General features: G+C 69.8%; 24 protein-coding genes. 9 read left to right on the plus strand and 15 right to left on the minus strand.

The genetic code is table 11. The annotated features are described in order from the left end of the window. Positions 1-28: 28 nt before the first annotated feature. Positions 29-1,405: a DEAD/DEAH box helicase gene (locus tag CSX12_RS06005; RefSeq protein WP_040568670.1), complete on the minus strand. Its 1,377-nt coding sequence runs from the start codon at positions 1,403-1,405 to the stop codon at positions 29-31. Between the two features lie 251 nt (positions 1,406-1,656). Next, complete coding sequence (gene dapD / locus CSX12_RS06010) at positions 1,657-2,604, minus strand: 2,3,4,5-tetrahydropyridine-2,6-dicarboxylate N-succinyltransferase (protein ID WP_124895188.1); 948 nt, start codon at positions 2,602-2,604, stop codon at positions 1,657-1,659. Positions 2,605-2,670: 66 nt separating this feature from the next. Here dapD and dapE point away from each other — a divergent pair, with 66 nt between their 5' ends. The 3 genes from dapE to CSX12_RS06025 all read left to right on the plus strand — a co-directional run bounded on the left by dapE (position 2,671) and on the right by CSX12_RS06025 (position 5,211). Further along, complete coding sequence (dapE, locus tag CSX12_RS06015) at positions 2,671-3,744, plus strand: succinyl-diaminopimelate desuccinylase (RefSeq protein WP_124895189.1); 1,074 nt, start codon at positions 2,671-2,673, stop codon at positions 3,742-3,744. Then, positions 3,726-4,943 (plus strand): hypothetical protein, encoded by a 1,218-nt coding sequence (locus CSX12_RS06020; RefSeq protein ID WP_124895190.1) that lies wholly within the window; start codon positions 3,726-3,728, stop codon positions 4,941-4,943. Before dapE ends, CSX12_RS06020 begins: the two co-directional genes overlap by 19 nt. A gap of 94 nt (positions 4,944-5,037) precedes the next feature. Beyond that, positions 5,038-5,211 carry a DUF3117 domain-containing protein gene (locus tag CSX12_RS06025; RefSeq protein WP_017203323.1) on the plus strand — a complete coding sequence of 58 codons (174 nt, stop codon included), beginning with the start codon at positions 5,038-5,040 and terminating at the stop codon, positions 5,209-5,211. Between the two features lie 88 nt (positions 5,212-5,299). Here the strand turns inward: CSX12_RS06025 and CSX12_RS06030 are convergent, their stop codons facing one another. Further along, positions 5,300-5,938 (minus strand): class I SAM-dependent methyltransferase, encoded by a 639-nt coding sequence (locus tag CSX12_RS06030; protein WP_124895191.1) that lies wholly within the window; start codon positions 5,936-5,938, stop codon positions 5,300-5,302. Positions 5,939-6,027: 89 nt separating this feature from the next. Between CSX12_RS06030 and CSX12_RS06035 the strand changes: the two genes are divergently transcribed. Next, the gene (locus tag CSX12_RS06035) at positions 6,028-6,402 is read left to right on the plus strand and encodes a twin-arginine translocase TatA/TatE family subunit (RefSeq protein ID WP_017203321.1); all 375 of its coding nucleotides are present in this window, start codon (positions 6,028-6,030) and stop codon (positions 6,400-6,402) included. 31 nt (positions 6,403-6,433) lie between these two features. Here the strand turns inward: CSX12_RS06035 and CSX12_RS06040 are convergent, their stop codons facing one another. Genes CSX12_RS06040 through CSX12_RS06055 form a run of 4 tightly spaced genes read right to left on the minus strand, consistent with a single transcriptional unit; the run spans position 6,434 to position 9,852 of the window. After that, positions 6,434-6,928, minus strand: coding sequence for a YcxB family protein (locus CSX12_RS06040; RefSeq protein ID WP_017203320.1), 495 nt, complete (start codon positions 6,926-6,928; stop codon positions 6,434-6,436). A gap of 22 nt (positions 6,929-6,950) precedes the next feature. Beyond that, positions 6,951-8,072, minus strand: coding sequence for an Mrp/NBP35 family ATP-binding protein (locus CSX12_RS06045; protein WP_124895192.1), 1,122 nt, complete (start codon positions 8,070-8,072; stop codon positions 6,951-6,953). Further along, complete coding sequence (locus tag CSX12_RS06050; protein WP_017203318.1) at positions 8,069-8,584, minus strand: DUF1003 domain-containing protein; 516 nt, start codon at positions 8,582-8,584, stop codon at positions 8,069-8,071. Before CSX12_RS06050 ends, CSX12_RS06045 begins: the two co-directional genes overlap by 4 nt. Then, positions 8,584-9,852, minus strand: coding sequence for a CBS domain-containing protein (locus CSX12_RS06055; protein ID WP_017203317.1), 1,269 nt, complete (start codon positions 9,850-9,852; stop codon positions 8,584-8,586). Before CSX12_RS06055 ends, CSX12_RS06050 begins: the two co-directional genes overlap by 1 nt. 86 nt (positions 9,853-9,938) lie before the next feature. Here CSX12_RS06055 and CSX12_RS06060 point away from each other — a divergent pair, with 86 nt between their 5' ends. Continuing rightward, the gene (locus CSX12_RS06060; protein ID WP_017203316.1) at positions 9,939-10,646 is read left to right on the plus strand and encodes a general stress protein; all 708 of its coding nucleotides are present in this window, start codon (positions 9,939-9,941) and stop codon (positions 10,644-10,646) included. Between the two features lie 19 nt (positions 10,647-10,665). Next, complete coding sequence (locus tag CSX12_RS06065) at positions 10,666-11,328, plus strand: alpha/beta family hydrolase (RefSeq protein ID WP_017203315.1); 663 nt, start codon at positions 10,666-10,668, stop codon at positions 11,326-11,328. A 6-nt stretch (positions 11,329-11,334) separates the two neighbouring features. Here CSX12_RS06065 and CSX12_RS06070 read toward each other — a convergent pair whose 3' ends face one another. From CSX12_RS06070 to CSX12_RS06080, 3 genes are read right to left on the minus strand one after another with little or no spacing between them, the layout of a single operon-like run. Further along, positions 11,335-12,243, minus strand: a complete 909-nt coding sequence (locus CSX12_RS06070; RefSeq protein ID WP_124895193.1) for an aminoglycoside phosphotransferase family protein — start codon at positions 12,241-12,243, stop codon at positions 11,335-11,337. A 6-nt stretch (positions 12,244-12,249) separates the two neighbouring features. After that, entirely contained in the window at positions 12,250-13,671 is a 1,422-nt protein-coding gene (locus tag CSX12_RS06075; RefSeq protein WP_124895194.1) for an aminopeptidase P family protein, read from the minus strand. Positions 13,672-13,708: 37 nt separating this feature from the next. After that, entirely contained in the window at positions 13,709-14,731 is a 1,023-nt protein-coding gene (locus tag CSX12_RS06080) for an endonuclease/exonuclease/phosphatase family protein (RefSeq protein WP_017203312.1), read from the minus strand. A gap of 96 nt (positions 14,732-14,827) precedes the next feature. Here CSX12_RS06080 and CSX12_RS06085 point away from each other — a divergent pair, with 96 nt between their 5' ends. Next, positions 14,828-15,700, plus strand: a complete 873-nt coding sequence (locus CSX12_RS06085; protein ID WP_124895195.1) for a PHP domain-containing protein — start codon at positions 14,828-14,830, stop codon at positions 15,698-15,700. Positions 15,701-15,763: 63 nt separating this feature from the next. Beyond that, on the plus strand, positions 15,764-16,660 hold the full coding sequence (locus CSX12_RS06090; RefSeq protein ID WP_124895196.1) for a DUF817 domain-containing protein: 897 nt from the start codon (positions 15,764-15,766) through the stop codon (positions 16,658-16,660). A gap of 59 nt (positions 16,661-16,719) precedes the next feature. Here the strand turns inward: CSX12_RS06090 and CSX12_RS06095 are convergent, their stop codons facing one another. From CSX12_RS06095 to CSX12_RS06115, 5 genes are all read right to left on the minus strand, one after another. Then, positions 16,720-18,624 carry an ABC transporter ATP-binding protein/permease gene (locus CSX12_RS06095; RefSeq protein WP_241160575.1) on the minus strand — a complete coding sequence of 635 codons (1,905 nt, stop codon included), beginning with the start codon at positions 18,622-18,624 and terminating at the stop codon, positions 16,720-16,722. 25 nt (positions 18,625-18,649) lie between these two features. Further along, positions 18,650-19,813 (minus strand): peptidoglycan-binding domain-containing protein, encoded by a 1,164-nt coding sequence (locus CSX12_RS06100; RefSeq protein WP_164479541.1) that lies wholly within the window; start codon positions 19,811-19,813, stop codon positions 18,650-18,652. 47 nt (positions 19,814-19,860) lie between these two features. Continuing rightward, the gene (locus CSX12_RS06105; protein WP_124895199.1) at positions 19,861-20,637 is read right to left on the minus strand and encodes a hypothetical protein; all 777 of its coding nucleotides are present in this window, start codon (positions 20,635-20,637) and stop codon (positions 19,861-19,863) included. 131 nt (positions 20,638-20,768) lie between these two features. After that, positions 20,769-21,065 (minus strand): hypothetical protein, encoded by a 297-nt coding sequence (locus tag CSX12_RS06110; protein ID WP_124895200.1) that lies wholly within the window; start codon positions 21,063-21,065, stop codon positions 20,769-20,771. 146 nt (positions 21,066-21,211) lie between these two features. Next, positions 21,212-22,732: a DEAD/DEAH box helicase gene (locus tag CSX12_RS06115; RefSeq protein ID WP_124895201.1), complete on the minus strand. Its 1,521-nt coding sequence runs from the start codon at positions 22,730-22,732 to the stop codon at positions 21,212-21,214. A 196-nt stretch (positions 22,733-22,928) separates the two neighbouring features. On the opposite strand from CSX12_RS06115, the gene CSX12_RS06120 reads away from it, so the two are divergent. Next, positions 22,929-23,642 carry a ferritin-like fold-containing protein gene (locus CSX12_RS06120; RefSeq protein WP_017203304.1) on the plus strand — a complete coding sequence of 238 codons (714 nt, stop codon included), beginning with the start codon at positions 22,929-22,931 and terminating at the stop codon, positions 23,640-23,642. Positions 23,643-23,644 lie beyond the last annotated feature (2 nt).

The following is a 23,644-nucleotide window of genomic DNA, read 5'->3' on the forward strand; positions in this document are numbered from 1 at the left end:
GGGCGCTTTGCTGTCCGGGGGGCGCGGGTCAGCGACCCTGAGAGCTGCGTCCGCCCTGGCGCGACTGGCCGCTCTGGGTGGAGTAGCCCCCACCCTGGCCCGCGCCGCCGGAACGCGGACGGCGACGACGACGAGAGGGCGGGTTCGCCGCTCCGTTCCGCTCGCCTCCTGCGGGGCGCTGCTTCGAGGACGCGCGCTGCTGCTGCTGCGCCTGGACGGGCGCGGGACGGACATGCGGGGCGCGCTCGGGAACGAGCTCGGTGACGGCTGCCGCCGTCACGTCCTCGAGAGGAGCGGAGATCGCGGCCTTGCGGAGCAGGTCCTTGACGTCGCGGCGCTGCTCGGGAAGCACGACGGTGACGACGGTGCCTGCGGCACCGGCACGCGCAGTACGTCCGGAACGGTGCAGGTACGCCTTGTGCTCGACGGGCGGGTCGACGTGGACGACGAGGTCGACGTTGTCGACGTGCACGCCACGGGCGGCGACGTCGGTCGCGACCAGCACCCGCACTCCGCCGTCCTCGGGGGCAGCGGAGAAGGCGCCGAGGTTGCGCTCACGGGCGTTCTGGGACAGGTTGCCGTGCAGGTCCACAGCGGGGATGCCGGCGGCGGTGAGCTGCTTCGCGAGCTTCTTCGCCTGGTGCTTGGTGCGGGTGAAGAGGATGCGCCGGCCGGTGCCGGAGGCCAGCTCGCGGACGAGGACGGTCTTGTTGTCGGTGGAGTCGACGACCAGCACGCGGTGCGTCATCTCGCCGACGGGCACGCTCTCCTCGTCGACCTCGTGGCTGACCGCGTTCGAGAGGAAGCGGCGGGCGAGGGTGTCGATGCCGCGGTCCAGCGTCGCGCTGAACAGGAGGCGCTGTCCGCCGGCCGGAGTGGCCGACAGGATGCGCGTCACGCCGGGCAGGAAGCCGAGGTCGGCCATGTGGTCGGCCTCATCGAGCACGGTGACCTCGATCGCGCTGAGGCGCACGACCTGCTGCTTCATGAGATCTTCGAGCCGGCCGGGGCAGGCCACGACGATGTCGACGCCGCCGCGCAGCGCCTGCTCCTGCGGACGCTGGCTGACGCCGCCGAAGACGGTGGTCACGCGCAGGCCCGCTGCCTCGGCGAGAGGAGCGATCGTGGCGGCGATCTGCGTCGCGAGCTCACGGGTGGGAGCGAGGACGAGTCCGCGGGGGAGACCGGCGCGGCGCTGTCCGCCGGAAGCGGCGAGCCGGGCGACGAGCGGCAGGGCGAAGGCGATGGTCTTGCCGCTGCCCGTGCGACCGCGACCCAGGAGGTCGCGTCCGGCCAGAGAGTCGGGAAGGGTGTCGCGCTGGATGGCGAAGGCTTCGGTCTTGCCGGAATCGGCGAGAACAGCGGCCAGCTCGGCGGGAACGCCGAGTTCGAGGAAAGTAGACATGCAGAACTCCGTCAGCGCACGAGTGAACGGCGCGAGATAGGGGGTGAGGTGGGCGACGGCGCAGGAAGTGCGCACCGGTTCGCCGTTCGAAAGGCCAGCACATGCTGGTGATGGGAGCGATTGCGCTCGCTTCGGTCCTCGGAGACCCCGTGACGACGACGATGTTGCAGCACCGGCGGTGCGGACAACGACATCAGTCTATCAGGACGTGCATGCCACAGGCCGCATGCGGCTCGCGCCGTGGGTCGCGATCAGGCGTGCAGCGCCTCGTTCAGCGTCACGCCCACGCCCGCGCGCCGCACGGCCTCGACGGCGCCGCTCAGCGAGTTGCGGCGGAAGAGCAGCCCGTCCTGGCCGGAGAGCTCCGCGCCCTTGACCGTCTTGCGTCCGCCGTCGGGAGTGGCCGGGCCGTCGGCGAGCACGACCTTGGTCCCGGCGGTGACGTAGAGCCCTGCTTCGACGATGCAGTCGTCTCCGAGCGAGAAGCCGATGCCGGCGTTCGCGCCGAGCAGCGTGCGCGCACCGATCGAGACGCGGTGCGTCCCTCCGCCCGAGAGCGTGCCCATGATCGACGAGCCGCCGCCGATGTCGCTCCCGTCGCCGACGACCACTCCCTGGGAGATGCGGCCCTCGACCATCGAGGCGCCCAGCGTCCCGGCGTTGAAGTTGACGAAGCCCTCGTGCATCACCGTGGTCCCGGGGGAGAGGTGGGCGCCGAGGCGCACTCGCGATGCGTCGGCGATGCGCACGCCGCTCGGCTGCACGTAGTCGGTCAGGCGCGGGAACTTGTCGAGTCCCTGCACCTGGATGCCGGCGCGCTGGAGCGCGGGGCGCAGTCGAGCCGCGTCGGCCGGGAGGATCGGGCCGGCGTTCGTCCACGCCACGGTGGGAAGATGCGCGAAGATGCCGTCGAGGTTCAGCTCGTTCGGGCGCACCACGAGGTGCGACAGTGCATGCAGACGGAGGTAGGCGTCTGCCGTCGACGTCGGCGCCTGATCCAGATCGACCTGCAGCTGCACCGTCTCGACGGTGACGTTGCGGCGCTCATCCGGTCCGACCAGGGACTCGAACGCACCGCGGTCGACGTCGCCGGCAGCCGCGTCGCCGGTGCGGACTTCGGGGTACCAGGCATCGAGGACGGTGCCGTCCCCGGCGATCGTGGTCAGACCGAAACCCCATACCGTGCGTGCGTCGCTCATGCCTCCACGCTATCGCGCCGCGCACCCCTGGACGTGCCGCGTGACGGGGTAAGTAGGCTGGACCCCATGGTGCTCGATCTGACCGCGTCATCCGCGGACCTCACCCGTGCGATCTGCGACATCCCGAGCGTCTCGGGCGATGAGAAGACGCTGGCCGATGCGATCGAGGAGGCGATCACGCCCCTCGCGCATCTGGAGGTCTTCCGCCACGGGAACACGATCGTCGCCCGCACCGACCTCGGTCGACCGCAGCGCGTCGCGATCGCGGGGCACATCGACACCGTCCCCATCAACGCCAACCTGCCCACCCGCGACATCGAGGTCGACGGGGAGCCCTTCATTTGGGGTCGCGGCACCGTGGACATGAAGGCCGGCACCGCGGTGCAGCTGAAGCTCGCCGCCGAGCTCACGGAACCTGCGATCGACATCACCTGGATGTGGTACGACAACGAGGAGATCGAGGCGTCGAAGAACGGCCTCGGCCTGCTCGCGGCCGACCGACCGGATCTCTTCCGCGCCGACTTCGCGATCCTGGGCGAGCCGTCCAACGGTGAGGTCGAAGGCGGATGCAACGGCACGCTGCGGGCGATCGTGCGCACCAGCGGCGTGCGCGCCCACAGTGCGCGCGCCTGGATCGGCGAGAACGCGATCCACCGTGCGGCGCCGATCCTCACCAGACTCGCGGAGTACCGCGCCAGGGAGGTCATGGTCGAGGGACTGCTCTACCGCGAGAGCCTGAGCGCCGTGCGCATCGCCGGTGGCGTCGCCGGCAACGTGATCCCGGACGCCTGCGAGGTCGAGGTGAACTACCGCTTCGCTCCGAGCAAGACGGCCGCCGAGGCCGAGGCCCACATCCGGGCCGTGCTCGCCGGCTTCGATGTGGAGATCACCGATGCGGCCGAGGGCGCGCGCCCGGGTCTCGATGCGGAGATCGCACAGCGGTTCGTGGCTGCCGTGGGCGCGGAGCCGCGTCCGAAGTACGGCTGGACCGACGTCGCCCGCTTCTCCGCGTTGGGTATCCCCGCCGTGAACTACGGCCCCGGCGACCCGCACCTCGCTCACCACGATGAAGAACGAGTACCGCTCGCGCAGATCGACGCCGTCGAGCGGGGCCTGCGCGCATGGCTCGGCTCGCACTGAGCACGGCACGGCGCTGGGCGCGGCTCCCCGTCGCGGGACGCATCGCCGTCATCTACCTCGCGGCGCGGATCATCACGACGGGGTTCCTCCTGATCGCGTCGGCCCTGTCGACGGCGACGTCGCGGTTCGGCGCCGATGCCGGACTCGGCGACATCGTGGTGGGGTGGGATGCCCAGTGGTACTGGCTGGTGGCCGAGAGCGGCTATCCGTCCACGCTGCCCCTCACCGAGAGCGGGGACGTCGCCGAGAACGCCTGGGCCTTCATGCCGGTGTTCGCATACGCCGCCAAGATCGTCGGCTTCGTGTTCGGTTCCTGGGGCGTCGGGGCGTTCCTGCTGTCCTTCACGGCGGGATACTTCGCCTGCCTCGCGCTGCACCGCCTGCTTCGAGACCGCATCGGCCGATCCGCCGCCCTGTGGGCGGTCGCCTTCTTCGCCTCGGGGCCGCTCGCCGCGATGTTCCAGGTGGGCTACGCCGAGACGCTGTTCCTGCTGCTGCTGTTCCTGGCGTTGGACGCGACGATCCGTCGTCGCTACGCCTGGCTCTATCTGCTCATCCCCGTGATGGCGTTCACCCGCCCCGGTATTCTCGCCTTCGCCCTCTATCTCGGGCTGCACGGCGTCGTGCGCTGGGTGCATCGTCGCGAGGATCCGCTCGTCGTCAGGGAGATCGTCCACATCGTCCTGCTCGGCGTGCTGGCGACGGCGACCGGCTTCGCCTGGCAGGTGATCGCCGGGATCGTCACGGGGGACCCGGGAGCGTATCTCGCCACCGAGCTCGCCTGGCGACGGCACTGGATCGACGGCGGGGTCGGCGGCTTCGTGCCGTTCGAGGGATGGATCCAGGCATCGCAGTTCTGGTTCGGCTTCTGGGGGATGCCGCAGACATGGGGGCCGGTTGCCCTCGTGCTGCTGGTGGTCGCGGCCGGCGCCGCCCTGCTGCTCCTGCCGCAGGTGCGCGCGCTGGGTGCCGACCTCCGGCTGTGGAGCGCCGGATATCTGCTCTATCTGCTCGCCGTCTTCTTCCCGCAGTCGAGCACGTTCCGCCTGCTGCTGCCCCTCAGCCCCCTCTGGGGTGCGGTCGCCGTGCCTCGATCGCGCCTCTGGCGCTGCGGTGTCCTGGTGGCCTGCCTGCTGGGCCAATGGGTCTGGATCTACCACATGTATGCGCTCGGCAGCACGTTCTGGCAGGTGCCCTGACGCCGATGCTTCATCCAAATGTCGTCCGGTGACCTCCAGGTCCCGGTGACACCCGATAAACTCGATCCATACCACCGGAGGAAAGGGAGCCACGATGGCAGCGATGAAGCCGAGGACCGGAGACGGACCCATGGAGGCCGTGAAAGAAGGACGACTCATCATCGTGCGCGTTCCGCTCGAGGGCGGCGGCCGCCTGGTCGTCTCCGTGAACGACGCCGAGGCCAAGGAGCTTCACGACGTGCTGGCCGCCGTCGTGGCACCGGCCTGATCGAACGAGGACCCGCGCATGCGGATCCGAAGGGCGGTGGATCTGCGGATCCACCGCCCTTCGTCGCGTGGCGCTCGCGCCGGTGTCGTCAGTCGCGCTCGGCGAGACTGACCAGCTGCAGGAGTCCTTCGCCGGCGGAGGACACGGTCGCCAGCACCGCCGACGACTCCTGGGTCTCCTGCACCAGCGACCGGTAGGCGGAGGTCACCTCGTCACGCTGGACGGGATCGGCGACCTTGCCGCCGGCGAGGACGCGGGGAACCAGCACGAGCCCTCCGGTGCGCGCCAGGCGCAGGCCGTGCTCGACGTACTCGATCACGTTGTCCGGGTCGGCATCGACGAGCACGATGTCGTACGAGGCCTCGTTCATCCGCGGCAGCACGTCGATCGCGCGGCCGGTGATGAAGCGGGCCTTCGTGGACGGCACCTTCGCATCCGAGAAGGCCTGTCGCGCCGCGGCGAGATGCTCCGGTTCGTTGTCGATCGACGTCAGGACCGCCTGCGGCGCTCCGCGCAGCAGCCACAGCCCGGAGACCCCGGCGCCGGTCCCGATCTCGACGATCGACCGCGCTCCGGTGGCCGCCGCGAGGACGGCGACCTGCGAGCCCACGGCCGCACTGATCGGAGCAGCGCCCAGCTCGACGGCGTGCGCACGGGCGCGGGCGATGGAATCCGGTTCCACGATGGACTCGCGCAGGAAACGCGCGTTGGCGTCATGCTCGCTCATGGCCTGTCTCTCCCTGCCTGCCTGTGATCCTCTCCAGAGTATTCGGTCGGCGAGTGCGGGGACCGCAGGCGCGGCGGTAGCCTGGACAGATGACGTTCGGGCTCACCTTCGAGAAGCTGCTGCTGATCGGTCTCATCGCAGTGCTCATCATCGGTCCCGACCGTCTTCCCCGTGCCGCCGAGGGCTTCGCCCGGGTGGTGCGCAAGGCAGGGGAGTACCTCCGCGACACCAAGTCCCGTGTCCGCGAGGAGATGGGTCCGGAGCTCGACGACGTGGACTGGCGCAAGCTCGACCCGCGGCAGTACGACCCCCGTCGCATCATCCGCGACGCGCTCCTGGAGGAGCCGCAGCCCGCGACACCCGCGCAGGCCACGGCGACGATCGCGGAGCCGGTCGCACCCCGTCGCGCTCCCGAGGTTTTCAGCGCCACCAACAGGCCGCCGTTCGACCCCGAAGCCACCTGAGGCCGCGCCGACCCGACCAGGGTTCGACGGGCTACCGGATCCGTGCGCGCAGAGCCGCGATGTCGTCGTCGGACAGCAGCACGCGGGGGATCGCCGTCGCCACGGAAGCGTCCCGCAGTTTCAGGAGGACGGCATCCCGGCCGACCCTGAGGTGCTGGAACGTGCTGTAGGGGATGTCCGAGCGTCGTCGGCCGCTCCCCATCTGCAGCCGATCGTCGTCGAGGGTGAGCCACACGACCGACTCCGCCGGCATCGCGGCGCGCACGGCGGTGCGGGCGCCGGAAACGGTCATCCCCACCGCGAACAGCGCCAGGGCGACGATGACGACGGGCATCCAGGCCACGATGGCGCTCACCTCGCGCCCTCCCGACGTTCCCGCACTGAGGTTGAGGATGCCGAGGACGAGAGCACCGGCGAGGGCGAGCCACATGACGATCGCGATCGGCCGGGTCAGCGAGTAGACCGCGGCGTCGCGCGCCATCCGACGCAGAAGACCCTCATCGACGGTCACGGAGCGAGGAGGCATCCGCTCATTCTCCCATGCGTGTTCAACCGATCGACATCGGCAGCGACCGGCCGGACAGGCCCCGCCCCTGCCGGGCCAAGGCGGCAGCGAGGTCGCGGATGGTCACGGCCGCCGGGTCGTCGGTCCTCGTGCTGACGACGGGCACTCCGGCGTCGCCGCCTTCGCGGAGGGCAGGACTCAGCGGGATGGAGGCGAGCAGGGGCACCGGCGCTCCCGGCTCCGAGAGGGCGTCGGCGACCGCCGCACCCCCTCCCGCTCCGAACAGATCCACCACGGTGCCGTCGGGGAGCGTGTACGCCGCCATGTTCTCGACGACGCCGATCACGCGCTGCCCCGTCTGGCGCGCGACTAGCCCGCTGCGGATCGCCACCTCGGAAGCCGCGGTCTGCGGGGTGGTGACGACCAGGACCTCGGCATGCGGGAGGAGCTGTCCTATCGAGATCGCGATGTCTCCGGTGCCCGGCGGCATGTCGATGAGGAGCACGTCGAGGTCGCCGAAGAACACGTCCGTGAGGAACTGGGAGACCGTGCGGTGCAGCATCGGACCACGCCACGCGACGACGGACTCGCCGTCGCGGAGGAACATGCCGATCGAGATCGTCTTCACCCCGTAGGCGACCGGCGGCAGCATGAGGTCGTCGATCCGCGTCGGCTGGGTGCCGGACGGGATGCCGAGCAGGCCGGGGATCGAGAAGCCGTGCACGTCTGCGTCGACGAGACCGACCGACAGCCCCTGATCTGCGAGCGCGACGGCGAGGTTCGCCGTCACGGTCGACTTCCCCACGCCGCCCTTGCCGCTGGAGACGAGGATCACCCGCGTCAGGGAGTCGGGGCCGAAGGGCATCTCGCGGGCCGGCCTGCCAGCGCGCAGCTTCTCGGTGAGCGCCTTCCGCTCGGCGGGCGTCATGACTCCCACCTGCACCTCGACGGCTCCGATACCGGGGACCGCCGCGGCCGCTCGGCGCACATCCGACTCGATGCGGGCGGCCGCGGGGCATCCGACGATGGTCAGGACGATGCCCACGTGCGCGGTGTCGCCCTCGACGGTGATCTCGCGCACCATGTCGAGCTCGCCGATGGGCCGGCGCAGCTCCGGATCGGTCACGGCGGACACCGCGGACCGGACGAGCTCGGCCCCGCTCACGATGCGCTGCCCGTCGCGGGCTTCTCCCCGTCGTCGCCCAGCTCGGCGAGGAGGGCTTTCAGCTCCTGCCGCAGCACGTCGCGGGTCACCGCCTGGGAGTTGCGCTCCTCGAGCGACATCCGCAGCGCCACGATCTCGCGCGCGAGGTACTCGGTGTCGGCGAGGTTGCGCTCCGCGCGCTGCCGATCCTGCTCGATCTGCACGCGGTCCCGGTCGTCCTGCCGGTTCTGGGCGAGGAGGATCAGCGGCGCGGCGTAGGACGCCTGCAGGGACAGCATGAGAGTGAGGGCGGTGAAACCGAGGGCGGCGTCATCGAAGCGCAGGTGATCGGGCATCAGCGTGTTCCACCCGATCCAGAGCACGCAGAAGAGACTGAGGATGAGCAGGAACGCGGGGGTGCCCATCGCCCGCGCCACCCATTCCGTGAACCGCCCGAAGCGGTCGCGCGATGTCGTCCGCGGGCGGCTTCCCGTGCGTCCCGGCGCATCCAGCCGAGGCTGCTGCCGCGCCATCAGCGCACGTCCTTCGCGGGGGAGGGGGCGTCATCGGCATCGTGCGAGCGCCAGTCGTCCGGCAGCAGGTAGTCGAGCACGTCGTCGACGCTGATGGCTCCCACCAGGCGGTGCGCCGCATCGATGACCGGGAGCGACACGAGGTCGTAGCTGGCCAGCATGCGGGCGACCTCGGCAGCGGAGGCCGTGACCGGCACGGGTTCGAGGCTGTCGTCCATGATCGCGCCGAGCCGCTCGTGCGGCGGGTAGCGCAGCATCCGCTGGAAGTGCACCATGCCGAGCAGACGCCCCGTCGGCGTCTCGAACGGCGGGAGCGTGACGAAGACCGCGGCCGCGAGGGCGGGGTGCAGTTCGTGGCGGCGGATGAGGGCGAGGGCCTCCGCGACGGTGGCGTCGGCCGACAGGATGATCGGCTCCGGCGTCATCAGACCGCCCGCGGTGTCCGGCCCGTACCGCAGCAGCATGCGGACGTCCTCTGCTTCCTCCGGCTCCATGAGCTCGAGGAGCTGCTCCAGACGGTCCGGGTCGAGCTGAGCCAGCAGGTCGGCCGCGTCGTCGGGTTCCATCTGGTCGAGGATGTCGGCGGCGCGCTCATCGCCCAGCCGGTCCAGGATGTGCACCTGCTCGTCCTCCGGCATCTCCTCGAGCGCGTCGGCGAGTCGGTCGTCGGACAGCTCTTCGGCCACCTCGATCATGCGCTGCTGCGGCAGATCGAGCAGGGTGTTGGCGAGATCGGCGGCGTGCAGCTCGGAGTAGGACGCGACGAGCTGCTCCGCCGACTGCGACTCGCCCGGCGCGCGCTCTTCGGCGACCTCGCTCCAGGCGGCGAACGTCGTCGGACCCTTCGCGAACGGGGACGCGCTCGTCTTCGGACGGCGCAGGAAGAGCTGGCTGATCGCCCATTCGCCCAGGCGGTTCGGTTCGATGGCCACGTCTTCGATGACCGCCGTGCCGCTGCCGTCCGCGAAGCTCACGCGGCGGCCGAGCATCTCCGCGAGCACGCGCACCTCCCCGGCACGCGGGGAGAATCGGCGCACGTTGATGAGCCCGGTGGTGATGACCTGACCCGAGCGGATCGACGTGACGCGCCCGATGGAGAGGAACACATGCCGTCGTCCCGGGATCTCGACCACGAGGCCGATCACGCGGGGCGCCGCGGTACTTCGGTACACCACGACGACATCCCGGACCTTGCCGAGCCGGTCGCCGACGGGATCGAAGACGGCGCACCCGGCGAGGCGCGCGGCGAAAACCCGTTGTGTGCTCACCTCTCCAGCGTAGTCGGCGGGTCGGACCGGCGGCGGGTCGGGTCGCGCCTCGGGCCTTCCGGGGGTGCGCGTGGAAGAATAGCCGGATGAGCATGCTGAACCGCCCCGCGAACGGCACGGACACCGGCGAGATCGTCGCGTCGACGCGCGACTACGAGAGCGCGCAGAAGACGGTCTCGAAGCTGATCGCGGGGGAGGTGCCCGCCCGCGACATCGCGATCGTCGGTCAGAGCGTCCGCACGGTCGAACGCGTGACCGGCAAGCTCGGCTACGCCGCGGCCGCCCGCTCCGGCGCCATCAACGGCGTGCTGATCGGACTGTTCCTGTCGGCGATCCTGGTCCTCGGGAACCCGGAGGTTCCGATCCAGCTGTTCGTCGGTTTCGTGTTCATCGGTGTCGCGGTCGGGATGATCCTGAGCCTCGTCACCTACGCGATCGTGCGTCGTCGGCGCGACTTCGCCAGCGTCACGCAGTTCGCCGCGGACCACTACGAGGTCACGGTGATGGCGACGTCGCTGTCCAAGGCGCGCCAGGTCCTGGGAGCGGCGCGCGTCGCCCCGGTGCGTCCGCCGGTGAACCTCGACGAGCCGCCGAAGTACGGCGAGCGGATCGCGCCGGGAGGGACCGCTCCCGCTCCGGCTCCGGAAGAACCCGTGATCCCGCCGCGACCTGCTGACCCGCAGCCTCCCGCGGAGCCCGAGGCCGGAGAACCGGAGGCGGAGCCCGAAGGCACGCCCCGTCCAGCCGGACCGGCGATCCCGGGCGTCGAGGGTCCTGAGGGCGGCCGGGCGTGACGCGCCGCCCGCTCTGCTGATGGTCGAGATCCTCGTCCCGCTGCCTGCGGGCGACGTGACGATCACGGCCGACTGGGTCGACGGTGACAACGGCGCGATCATCGCCGTGGCGCACGGCGCCGGCACGGGGAAGGATCATCCGTTCCTCACCGGGTTCGCCGACGCGCTGAACGACGAGGGCTTCTCGACGCTCCGCTTCAACTTCCCCTACGTCGAGCAGGGGCGCCGGATGCCGGGGCCCGCCGCGCACGCCGTCGCGACCTGGCGCAGCGTGGTGGAGTTCGCTCGCATCCGCGAGCCGGCGGCGACGGTCTGGGCGGCGGGGAAGTCCTACGGCGGACGGATGGCGTCGATGGCGGTCGCCGACGGTCTCGTCGTCGACGGCCTCGCCTACCTGGGCTATCCGCTGCACCCCCCTGGCCGTCCGGACAGGCCCCGGGTGGAGCACCTGCCCCTGATCGCGGTGCCGCAGCTCTTCGTCGAAGGCACGACCGACCCGTTCATCCAACCTCTCTCGCAGTTCGAGGAGGCGCTGGCGAGCTGCCAGGACGCGCGGGTGGAGTGGATCGAGGGTGCAGGGCACACCTTCGAGGTGAAGGGGCGCAGACGTCCCGCTGCGGAGATCGGCGCGTCCCTCGCCCCGCTCGTCGCCGACTTCGTCCGCGGCGCAGCGGACCGCTGACGCGCCTCAGTCGAGGAGCGCGGACAGGTCGACGTCCGTGAGCAGGCGCCGCATCGTGGAGCGGCCGAGTGTGCTCAGGTCGGGGCTCGTGTGCTCGTAGTACCAGACGAGCCCCATCGCCTGCTGCAGGGCCCATGCCGCGCCCCGGAGCCACTCGCCGTCTTCGGCGGCGACACCGTCGCGGAGCTGCCGGCGGGCCGGTGCGTCGAACAGGTGCCACGCCGCGACGAGGTCGAGGGCGCGGTCCGCCGGACCGAAACCCCCGCCGTCCAGGACACCGACCAGGCGCGCATCGTTCCCGAGGCCCTGCACGAGGAGGTTGAAGGGGGTGAGGTCGCGGTGGCTCATCGCCGGCGGGCCCGCGGCGGGGATCGTCCGCAGCTCCTGCCAGAGGGCGGCCGCACGGGGCACGTCGACGAGGTGCCCGCTCCGTGCGAAGCACTCGGTGAGCCAGTCGTCGTGATCGGAGAGCTCGCCGCCGCGGCCCTGCCCGTCGAACACACGGCCGCGCAGGTCCGTCCTGCGCAGCGCCACGATGAGCGCGGCCAGATCGCGAGCGAGCCGAGCGGAGTCGGCGAAGCGCGTGGGATCGGCCGGGTCGCCCTCGACCCACGTCTGCACCGACCAGGCGGAGGGATGGTCCGGCGTCGCCGCGCCGATGCCGTACGGGCGCGGGGCCGCGACGGGTGACACGGCAGCGAACTCGTCGAGCGCCGCAGCTTCGCGTCGGAGGTCCGCGACGGTCGCGCCGAGCCTCGGGAAGCGCGCGACCAGATCCTCCCCGATACGGAAGATCCGGTTCACGGTTCCGGATCCGGGCACCGGACGCAGCTCCCGGTCGCCCAGCTCGGGGAACCTTCCGGCGATCAGCCGCGCCGCGACGGCATCGTCGAGCGCGAGCTCGTCCTCGTGCATCGGATCTCAGGCGTGCAGGCGCGCGATCCAGGCCTCGACCTCGTCCGCGGTGCGCGGGATGCCGGCGGACAGGTTCACGGGCCCGTCCTCCGTCATCAGGATGTCGTCCTCGATGCGCACGCCGATGCCGCGCAGTTCCGCGGGGACGGTGAGATCGTCGATCTGGAAGTAGAGTCCCGGCTCGATCGTGAACACCATCCCGGGCGTGAGTATGCCGTCGTAGTACATCTCCCTGCGGGCCTGGGCGCAGTCGTGCACGTCGATGCCGAGATGATGCGACGTGCCGTGCACCATGTAGCGGCGGTGCTGTCCGCCCTTGTCCGCATCGAGCGCCTCCTCGGCGGAGACCGGAAGAAGCCCCCACTCGGCGGTCCGCTCGGCGATCACCTTCATCGCCGCCGCGTGCACGTCGCGGAAGCGCACTCCCACCCTGGCGGCTTCGAACGCGGCGTCCGCAGCCTCGCGCACGGTCTCGTACACGCGACGCTGCACGTCCGTGAAAGAGCCCGACACGGGGAGCGTACGGGTGATGTCGGCCGTGTACAGGCTGTCCGCCTCGACGCCCGCATCGACGAGGATCAGGTCTCCCGGCACGACCGTGCCGTCGTTACGGGTCCAGTGCAGGTAGCAGGCGTGGGGCCCAGACGCGGCGATCGTGTCGTAGCCCTCGCCGTTGCCGTCCTCGCGGGCGCGCCGGTGGAAGACCCCCTCGACCACGCGCTCGCCGCGGGCGTGCGCGACAGCGGCAGGCAGTTCGCGGATGATGTCGTCGAAGCCCTGGGCGGTGATGTCCACCGCGCGGCGCATCTCCGCGATCTCGAACTCGTCCTTGATCAGACGCAGCTCCGACACGAAGCGCGTGAGCGCATCATCCACATCGAGCACCAGTTCGCCCTCGACGGAGCGGAAGCCGTCCAGGTGCGCGGTGGCGATGTCGAGGTCGGCCGCGACACCCGCGAGAGACGGGCGCGGGCCGATCCAGAACTCGCCGACGGTGGCGTCGGCGTAGAACTCGGTCGTCGTGCGGTCGGCGCGCTCGCGGAAGAAGAGGGTGACGTCGTGTCCGGAGTCGGACGGGTCGAACACGAGCACCGAGTCCGGCTCGGAATCCGACGCCCAGCCGGTGAGGTGGGCGAAAGCGGAGTGCGCGCGGAAGACGTAGTCGGTGTCGTTGCTGCGCTGCTTGAGCGAGCCGGCCGGGATCACGAGCCGCTTCCCGGGGAAGGCGGCCGAGACGGCGGCCCGGCGGACGGCGGCGTACGGAGCCTGCGCTCGAGGAGCGGGAAGAGTCTCCGGGCGCTCGGACCATCCCGTCGAGATCGTGTCGAGGAAGCCCTGCGGGAACGGCTGCTTGCGGTTGGTCGTGCCGTTGTCCGCGGTGGCTTCGACAGTGGGCTCTGCGATCGTGTCGCGCTCTCCGGTGCTCATCCCTCCAGTCTGTCACCTGAGGGGCGGTCGCGGGATCTCAGCGCGCGGGCTCGAGCTGCACGACCAGCGCGCGGTGGTCGCTGCCGCCCGCGTCATCGAGCACCGCGGAGCCGGTCGGCGTCCAGTTCCCGGATGCCATCACGTGGTCGATGGGGGCACCCGCCAGCGGAGGAAGCGAGCTCGGCCAGGTGCCGGCGAGTCCGTTGCCGGTCCGCGAGGCGACATCCCGGCAGTAGCCGATGTCTCCGCCGTCCACGCCCAGCGGGGCCATGTGGTCGACCGTGGCGTTGAAGTCGCCGGCGAGGATGAAGTCGCCCTGCGGGCACTGGTCGGCGATCCACTGCAGGTCGCTCTGCCACTGCTGCATCTCCTCCATGCGCGGTGCGACCGCATGCACGGCGACGATGGTCGGTCCCGAGCCGTCGACCGGCATCAGGACGACGCTCGGCACCGAGCCGGTGTTGTTCGAGCCGTCCTTCGAGGACTCGATCACCGAGTACTCGCCCAGGTCCGGCGCGACCAGCACCGTCGTCTGCCACGACTGCGGGCCGTCCTGCACATCCGGGCGGAACTGCACGTGGTGCACCCACATCGGGTGCCCCTGTTCGCGGAGCATGATCGCGATGCGCTCGCCGACGGCCTCGGTGGTCTCCGGGAGCGCGACGATGTCCGCGCCCTGGTCGAGGATCTCCTGCGCGATCCTCTCGGCCGTCACCGCCTCGCCCGCCGTGTTCCAGGTGAGCACCCGGACGCTGGTGTCCGTCGCGTCCGGGAGGGCGGAGGCGCCGAAGCCGCGGACCGCTCCGATGGCGGCGGTGGCTGCAGCGCCGAGCAGCGCCACGATCAGGACGGATGCGGCGAAGCCGCGCAGGGGCCTCGCGAACAGCAGCAGCAGCGCGACGACGGCGACCACGAGGAAACCGCCGAGCACGATGCCCCGGGCCGCGACGAGCTGCGCGAACGGGTAGGTCTGCTCGAGGTGGAAGAACTGCGGCCACACCACGACCGCCGTCGCGATCGCGAGCAGCACGGTGAAGAGGATCCCCAGGAGACGAAACATCCCCTCAAGCCTAGAAGCGCCGCCTGTGAAGTCCCTCCCCGACATCCCGACGTCGACTTCGCGTCCCCTTGCTCCGGTGCTCGGTACGCTCGGAGGATGTCCTCCGCGTCACACGGGTTCTCCGGCCCCGCCGACCTGCATCTGCACTCCAACCATTCCGACGGCACGGAGTCGCCCGCCGAGGTCGTCGCACAGGCGCACGCCCACGGCGTCCGCACCCTCGCCCTCACCGACCACGACCGGTCGACCGGATGGCAGGAGGCCGGAGACGCCGCGGTCGCTCTGGGGATGACCTTCCTCCCCGGCATGGAGTTGTCGGCGAAGCACGGGTGGCGGAGCGTCCATGTGCTCGGGTACCTCTTCGACCCCGATGACGAGGCGCTCCGTGCCGAGACCGACCGTATCCGCGGCGATCGGATCGGCAGGGCGGAGCGCATCGTCCGGAACATCGGGCGCGACTACGACCTGAACTGGGATGACGTGCTCGCCCAGACCACGCTCGACGCGACGGTCGGGCGGCCTCACATCGCCGACGCGCTCGTGGCGCGCGGCATCGTGCGCGACCGTACGGAGGCCTTCGACGGCATCCTGCACCCGCGCGAGGGGTACTACGAGCCCCACTATGCGCCGGATCCGCTCACCGCGGTGCGTCTGATCACCGATGCCGGGGGAGTGGCGATCATCGCCCACCCCGTGACGAGCGGTCGGGACAGCATGATGCCCGAGCCGTACATCGAGCGCCTGATCGAGGCGGGGCTCGGCGGTTTCGAGATCGACCACCGGGAGAACACCGAGGCGGGCAAGCGCGAGCTGCGACGGATCGCCGCGACGCACGACCTCATCGTCACCGGGTCGAGCGACTACCACGGCACCGGAAAGCCGAACCGTCCCGGCGAGCACACCACGTCGGAGGAGATGGTGGCGCGGCTCCTAGCACGCGGCATCGGTACCTCACCGCGTTTTCCCTGATCCTCGGCGTACTGTCGGCGATCTCTCTGCGCGCTGTCGAACGGAACCGATACCGTCCGAGGCATGCAGCGAGCGACATCTCTGGAGCGCCGCGTCGATGCGCTCGCCCATCGCGTCCTCCGTGATGCTCCGGCGAACGGCATCCGCGCCGGCCTGATCGAGTTCGCGGTGTTCATCCTGAAACAGGCATGGGCCTGCGTCTTCGGCGCGGCGCTGCTGGTCGTGATCGTGGCCGCACGCCTCTGGTACCCGGACGACGCCCCGCTCGCCCGCAATGATGCGATGACGATCGCCGCCGTGCTGATCCAGGTCGCGATGCTCGCTTTCCGACTCGAGAGCGGACGGGAACTGTGGGTCATCGTGCTGTTCCACATCACCGGCACAGTCATGGAGCTGTTCAAGACCGATGTCGGCTCCTGGGCATACGCGGCGGACGGTGTGCTCCGCATCGGCGGGGTCCCGCTGTTCAGCGGCTTCATGTATGCGGCCGTCGGCTCGTACATGGTCCGCGTGTACCGCCTGTTCGACCTCGGGTTCACCCGGTATCCCCGACGTTGGATGACGGCGATCCTGGCCGCGGCGATCTACCTCAACTTCTTCACGCACCACTGGTGGTGGGACGCGCGATGGGTGCTGCTCGCCGGCGTCGTGCTGCTGTGGCTGCCGACGGTGATGCACGCCCGGGTCTGGCGTCGCACGATCCGACTGCCGCTTCTGCTCGTGTTCGCCGGAGTGGCCCTCTTCATCTACCTCGCCGAGAACATCGGCACCTGGGCCGGCGCCTGGGCGTATCCCGACCAGGCCGGAGGTTGGCAGCCGGTGTCGCTCAGCAAATTGACCTCGTGGTTCCTGCTGATGATCATCTCGGTGGTGCTGGTCGCCTGGGTCTATCCGCCGCAGGTTCCGGCAGCGGTGTTGCGGAGCGAGCCCGTCGATGATCGGCGGCGTGTCCGACCTTGACGATGGCATGAGCGCGCAGTCGTCGGCCCGATCGTCATCCTCCCTGCGCGCTGCGCCCGTCAATTCCGAAGGTTCTCCGCAGGACGCAGCCGAGCGGCGCGAACGGCAGCCAGCCCGCCTCCGCCCGCGCCGACGACCAGACCGACGGCTATCGCCAGCGGAAGCAGTGCGACGTCGAAGACGGGCGTCCATCGCTGCGTGATCGTGACCGCGAGGATGGCGCCCATGCCGAGTACCAGCCCAGCCGCGCCGCCGACGATGCCGATGCTCGCCGACTCCAGGGTGATGAGCCCGCCGATCTGCCGGCTCCGCGCGCCGAGAGCCTTGCGCATGCCGATCTCGCCGCGGCGAGAATTGAGGGCGAGTAGCGTCGCGTTCATGAGCGCGGCGATCGCCACGATCAGGGCGAGCACTGTGAACGCCGTGAGCGTCGCCTGAACGCCCTGCTCGATCTGTCCGCGCAGTTGCGCGGAGTCCGTCGGGGCGGCGACCGCGATCTGCTCCGACTCGAAGGCGTTCAGCGCGGCGGCGAGTTGGGCGGCGACCTGTTGTGCCGCGCCGGGCTGCGTCACCGCGAGCATCGTCACATCGATCGGTCCCCTTGCAGTGAGGTCGTCCCGAGGCCCGATGACGACCTCCCCCCGGAGCAAGGGCAGGCGCGATGATTCGGTGATGAGGCCCGCGACGACATAGGTGCTGCCGTCGATGTCCACGGTCGGGGCGGCATCGACGCTGCTGAGCTGCAAGTCCTGTGCGAGGAGGTCTCCCACGAAGACCTCACCCGCCCCGAGCCTCCCGTCATGCCATGCGGCCTCGTCGATGGACAATCGTGCCGCAGCTGCAATGTCTCCGAAGGCGACGTGCGGCTGGACCTGTCGGGACTCCGCGAACGTCGAAACGGTGCCCACCGAGAGGTCGACGACGACCGCGGAGGCCTCGACCCCGCTGAGCTCGTCGACGGTGTCCGCCACCGTCACGAGGGGCAGGGCGTGCGGGAGCGCGGTCGACCAGGTCGCGGAGACCTCTCGGTTCACATGTGCGTCGAACGTCGCGGAGACCTGCGCGCGGGCGGACGTCGACAGGCCGAGCGTGGTGATCGTCAATGCTACGGCGATCGCGACGGCGAGTGTCTGACCGATGGATTGCCGTCTTCGTGACAATAGCGAGGCCCACGTGTCGCGGAGCATGTCGCAGATCCGGACACTCGTCTTCCCGGGACTCCGCGGGGGGCCTTGGGCTTCTCGTGGGCACGGAGCCGGTGCTGCCGCTCCGGCCGGAGCGCGCGTCGGGGGCACGGCGGCATTCGGCCGTGTCGTATCCGACACCACCGTTCCGTCGACGATGCGGATGACTCGATGAGCCCGTTGCGCGACCTCGGGGGAGTGCGTGACGACGATGACCGTCGCCCCGTCGCGATGGAGACGCTCGAGCTCGTCGAGCACCCGAGCCGCGTTGGCGGAGTCGAGGTTCCCGGTCGGTTCGTCGGCGAGGATCAGCTTCGCCTCGGCGGCGATGGCTCGCGCGATGGCGATGCGTTGCCGCTGGCCTCCCGACAGGGTCGATGTGCTCTGGTACAAGCGGTCGTCGAGACCGACCGCCGCTGCCGCACGGAGCGCCTTCTCGCGCCGTTCCGCGCGCGGGGTGCCCCGGTACAGCAGATTCAGTTCGATGCTGTCGACGGCAGGCCGTCCCTCGAGGAGGTGGAATGCCTGGAACACGAAGCCGATCGTGCGGGCGCGCACGCTCGCCGCCTCCGGTCCGCCGTTGGCGTGCACCGCCTGCCCGTCGAGGTGGTAGGACCCCGACGTGGGGGCGTCGAGAAGGCCCAGGATGTTCAAGAGGGTCGTTTTTCCGCCTCCCGAGGGGCCGATGACGGCGACGAACTCGCCCCGGGGGATGTCGAGGTCTATGCCGCGCAGGGCTCGGACATCCGGCCGCCCCGCGGCGGAGAACGTCCGCTGCACGCCTCTCATCCGTATCACTGGCTGATCAGCCGACGACGACACGGTCGCCTGCTTCCAGAGCACGGTCTTCCGTCGGCTTCACAGCGACTTCGCCGTGCACGCTGCCCAGAACGGTGACCGGCACCTCCATGATGGTCCCGTCGTCCTGCTGGGTGCGCAGAACGGACTTCCCTCGTCCTCGATCGGAGACGGCGAGGACCGGGACGATCAGAGCATCCTCGGCCACGATCTCCTCGATCACCGTCACCTGCGCCCGGCTCGCAGAGGCGGGCAACGACGTCGCGGGCGTGACGACGAAGGTGACGTCCGATGCGGCGCCGCTGTCCTCCGCCGCGGAAGGGGAGCCAGCGTCGGGCTCGGCAGTGGCGGTTGGGGTGATATCACCGACCACGCCCCCGATTTCGGCGCCGTCGACCGAGACCGTCGCGTCGTCTCCCGCGCGGACATCACCCAGCTCGGCGACCGACACCACCACCGTGACGACGAGGTCAGCGGAACCCAGGATGAGATCCGGTCTTCCTTCTTCCGCCACGCGCTGACCGATCTGCACGCCCTGGACGACGCGAGCCGACGAGGTGGGGATTGCCACGAGCTCGGTGAGGGGCACGTATTCCCCGGTGGATGGCATCGGAGAGGGGCTGGTGACGGGGGCGTCACCGCCGCCCTGGCGGTCCTTCTCTGTGTCCGTGGTACTGCGACTGGCGGCGTCGTAGCCGCTGTCCCGGTACCACCGCCGGACGGCCGCGGCCGTCTCAGCCCCGTAGCGCCCGTCCGGTTTCACCGGATAAGACCGCGCCGCCAGTGCGATCTGCAGCGCTTCGACATCCGGTCCTCGATCGCCAGGACCTATGTCGCGATAGAAAGCGAAAGGTGTGTGCACCCCGAACACCGGTCGCCCATTGACCTCGGTGAGCAACTGCCCCGACGTCGTGGAGGCTCCCGCTTCCAGCGGGTGCCCGGTGACAACCGCGATCGATGTCTCGGGGATCGGGAGCAATGTCACGGGGGTCTGCAGCGAGGGGCCGACGTGGCCGGTGAACCTCATCTCCTCAGCCAGCGTGCCGTGGGTCACCTCCGCGAGCACCGGGCCGGGTGATGGGGCCTTGGCATTCGCCTCGTGCTGTGCGGATGACTGGAACTGGGCGGCGAACCAGAATCCGGCTCCCAGGACCGCGATGATCGCCGTCACCGCGGCCGGTGCGATAAGACGGGATCGGCCGAGTGGCTTTTGGGGCCTCATGGTGCCTTCGGTGCGTTCTCAGCCACGATCGTGAGCAGCTTCGCCTTGCGTTCGGCGGCCGCCTCGCGGATGCGGTCGAGCTTGTCGCGGTTCTGATCGACGAGGTTCTGCTGTTCATCCCAGCTCCTCTCGTACTTGGTGCCGGCGAGGCCGCTGGAATCGCGGCATTCCGCGTCGGCCATCGCGACGGCGATCTCCTCGGCGGAAGGCGTGCCGGTACCGTCTGCGGTGGCGCCCCAGGCCGTCGCGGCGGATCTCGGAGGCATTTCGGTCCAGGGGTCGCGAATCGACCGCAGCGAAAAGCTCACGAGCGGTTCGAGGCAATCGCGCCACTGGGCCGTCGCCTCGATCACCGCTGGATCCTGTAGGACCACCTCCTCCGCCTGAAGCGCCAAGCCGGAGAGATAGTTGACTCCGTCGAATGTGGTCGTGAACTCGGCATCGACGGTCCTCACCTCATCGGTGCAATGGAGCAGGATCTCGTCCAGTTCCGCATCGGGGAAGAAGGCGTCTGCGGTCGTGGCGAACTCCTCCCATAGCCGCGCGCTCTCCGGATCCGCTGGCGGGGCCAGCCGATAGCCCCACTGCCGGGCGATGTCCAGGGTGAACAGTCGCAGTCCCGTGGTGTTGACGTTCTCCGCCTGCGGGAAATCGGTGTTCTGCCAGGGCACGGGCCAGTCACGTCCCTGCGCGCGCACACACTTCGCGATCTGCAGTTGCTCTGCGTAGTTGTCGAGTTCGGGGGAGTACACGTAGAACTCGTCGAGCGGCATCGTCCACAGGGCCTGGTTCCGCACTCTCTCACCGGTCTGGAGCGCTGCGGGGGTGCAGCCGACGGCACCCGCGGTGAGGACGACAGCGAGCGTCAGCAGAGCCCAGCGCCTTCGGCACACGCACCGGTGCTTCACAGGCAGAGAGCCGAACCGGAACCGCTGCGGGTCGTATCGAAGTAGCCGGACTCGGCGTTGTCATTGAAGCTCAGCGTTCCGAGGTTCGGCACGCCCGTCCCTTTCGGGAAGGAGATCGATCTTCCCGTCTTGTATGTCCCCGCGTAGAGGTAGGACGCCTGATAGCGACCGTTGTTGAAGGCGGACGAGGCAACGTTCTTGTACGACCGCCAGCCGATGTACATGTCGTCGGCGCAGTTCGCGGCTTGCACCCGTGCGCGTTGCCAGAGCCCAGGACTGTTGATTGTGACCACAGTTCCCTCATTTCAATAGCGTGTAACACGTTACCGCCACGCTAACACGCGTCAGAAGAGTCCGCTAGGGAAGCGCTGCTTGTGTAAGCAGAGGAGCGCGTGCCGCGGATGGTCCGCAACACGCGCCCCTCACTGGTGCTCAGGAGTCAAGCGCCCGCGACGGGAGCGGCGCCCGCGCCGGAACCGCCGCGGCGGCGACGGCGACGACGTGCGGGGGCGGGCTTGCCGTCGTGGTGCTCCTTGCCCGCGCCGTCGTGGGTGCCGGCGCCTTCCGCGTCACGGTCGGCCGGAGCGGAGGACTGGCCCTCGCCGGAGGTGTTGTCGGTCGCGCCTTCGGCGAACGTCGAGCCGACGGGCGTCGATGCTCCACGGCGACGGCGACGGCGACGCGTCCCGCCTTCGTCCGTGCCCTGCTCCGCCGCGTCCGCTGCCCTCTCCGGTCGGCGCGTGCGCTCGGTCTTCACGGCCTGCGTCTTCGGTGCCGAGACCAGTCGACCCTTCGTTCCCTGGGGGATGTCGAGGTCCTCGTACAGGTGCGGGCTCGACGAGTAGGTCTCGATCGGCTCGGGCTGGCCGAACTCCAGTGCGCGGTTGATCAGGGCCCACTTGTGCAGGTCCTCCCAATCGACGAACGTGACGGCGATGCCGGTCTTGCCGGCGCGTCCCGTGCGGCCGGCACGGTGCAGGTAGGTCTTCTCCTCGTCGGGGATCGTGTGGTTGATGACGTGGGTCACGTCGTCCACATCGATACCGCGGGCGGCGACGTCGGTCGCCACGAGGACATCGCGCTTGCCGGCCTTGAACGCCGCCATGGAGCGCTCGCGCTGGTCCTGGCCCATGTCGCCGTGGACACCGCCCACGTTGAAGCCGCGGTCGTTGAGCTCATCGACCAGTCGCTGAGCAGCGCGCTTCGTACGGGTGAAGATGACCGTCTTGCCGCGCCCCTCCGCCTGCAGGATGCGGGCGATGACCTCGTCCTTGTCCATCGAGTGCGCCCGGTACACCAGGTGCTTGATGTTCGCCTGCGTGAGCCCCTCGTCGGGGTCGTTGGCGCGGATGTGGATCGGGTTCGTCATGAAGCGACGCGCGAGCGCGACGATCGGGCCGGGCATGGTGGCCGAGAACAGCTGCGTGTGACGGACCGCCGGGACCTTCTGGAAGATCTTCTCGATGTCGGCGAGGAAGCCGAGGTCGAGCATCTTGTCCGCCTCGTCCAGAACGACCTCGGTCGCGTTCGACAGGTCGAGCAGGCGCTGGCCGGCGAGGTCGATCAGACGTCCGGGCGTGCCGACGACGATCTGCGCGCCCGCCTTGAGCTGGTCGATCTGACCCTCGTACGCCTTCCCGCCGTAGATGGCGACGACGCTCGTGGAACGGTTGCTCGTCAGCAGGTCGATGTCCTCGTAGACCTGCACCGCGAGTTCGCGCGTCGGCACCACGATGAGCGCCTTGACGCCGTGCTCCGGGTCCTTGCCGAGGCGCTGGACCACGGGGATGCCGAAGCCGAAGGTCTTGCCGGTTCCGGTCTTGGCCTGTCCGATGATGTCCTGGCCGGGGAGGCCGAGCGGGATGGTCTGCTCCTGGATCGGGAAGGCGTCGACGATGCCCTTCGCGGCGAGTGCGTCGACGATGTCCTGATCGATGCCGAGATCAGCGAATGTTGTCACTTTGTTCAGATTGCCTGTCCGGCGACCCTGCGGGATCGCCACGTAAACGGAGCCACGCCGTCTCTTGTGCCACAGGCGCGGGGCCCCGCTCCGACGGCGGGGACACGCCCAGCCTACCCGAGGGGGCCCGTCACCCAGGAAGAGCGGGCGTGCACGGGTATTGTGAACCAGGTGGTGAACTCGGGAGGACGACCTCGTGGTTAAGTGGTTCTGGCAGCGCGACGCCGCGCCCCGACGCACTCTCTCCCTTCGCAGCAGAGGCGAGCAGGGAGATGCGACCCGTATCGACTTCGCCGAGCTGGCGCCGGAGCTCAACCGCTTCCTCGGGCAGGCCGCGTACCTGCAGCTGGGGTACTTCGAGACGCTGACGCGCCTGATCCGCGCCACGCCGGAGCTGACAGAGAAGGAGTCGCTCTCCCGGGCGGCCGGCGCGGCACTGACCAAGCACCGCGGGATCGTCGATCTCATCGCCGAGCGCGGTGACGATCCGACGCAGCTCATGCTGCCGTTCCGGGAGAACCTCGACGCCTTCCGGCGCAAGACCATCGGAGCTCGGCCGCGCGAGACGCTGCTGGCCGTCTACATCACTGCGGGCATGCTCGACGACTTCTATCTCGCGCTCGCCTCCAGCTACGGCGACACGGGCCGTCGCGTGGCGGAGATCCTCCGTGAGGACGACGCCAGGCACGAGATCGTGGCGATCATCCAGGAGACCATCGAGAGCGACGAGGAATGGCGTTCGCTGCTGTCGATGTGGGCGCGGCGGCTGGTCGGCGACACGATCCTGGTGTGCCGCTCCGCGCTGCGGCCGGAGGTGCTCGCCGTGGAGGAGGAGCGCATCGAGCCGGTCTACACCGAGCTCATGGGCGCACATGCACGACGCATGGACGCGATGGGACTCGCCTCCTAGAC

Origin of the sequence: Microbacterium sp. Y-01 (assembly GCF_003856715.1) — a bacterium.
GTDB classification, from domain to species: domain Bacteria; phylum Actinomycetota; class Actinomycetes; order Actinomycetales; family Microbacteriaceae; genus Microbacterium; species Microbacterium algeriense.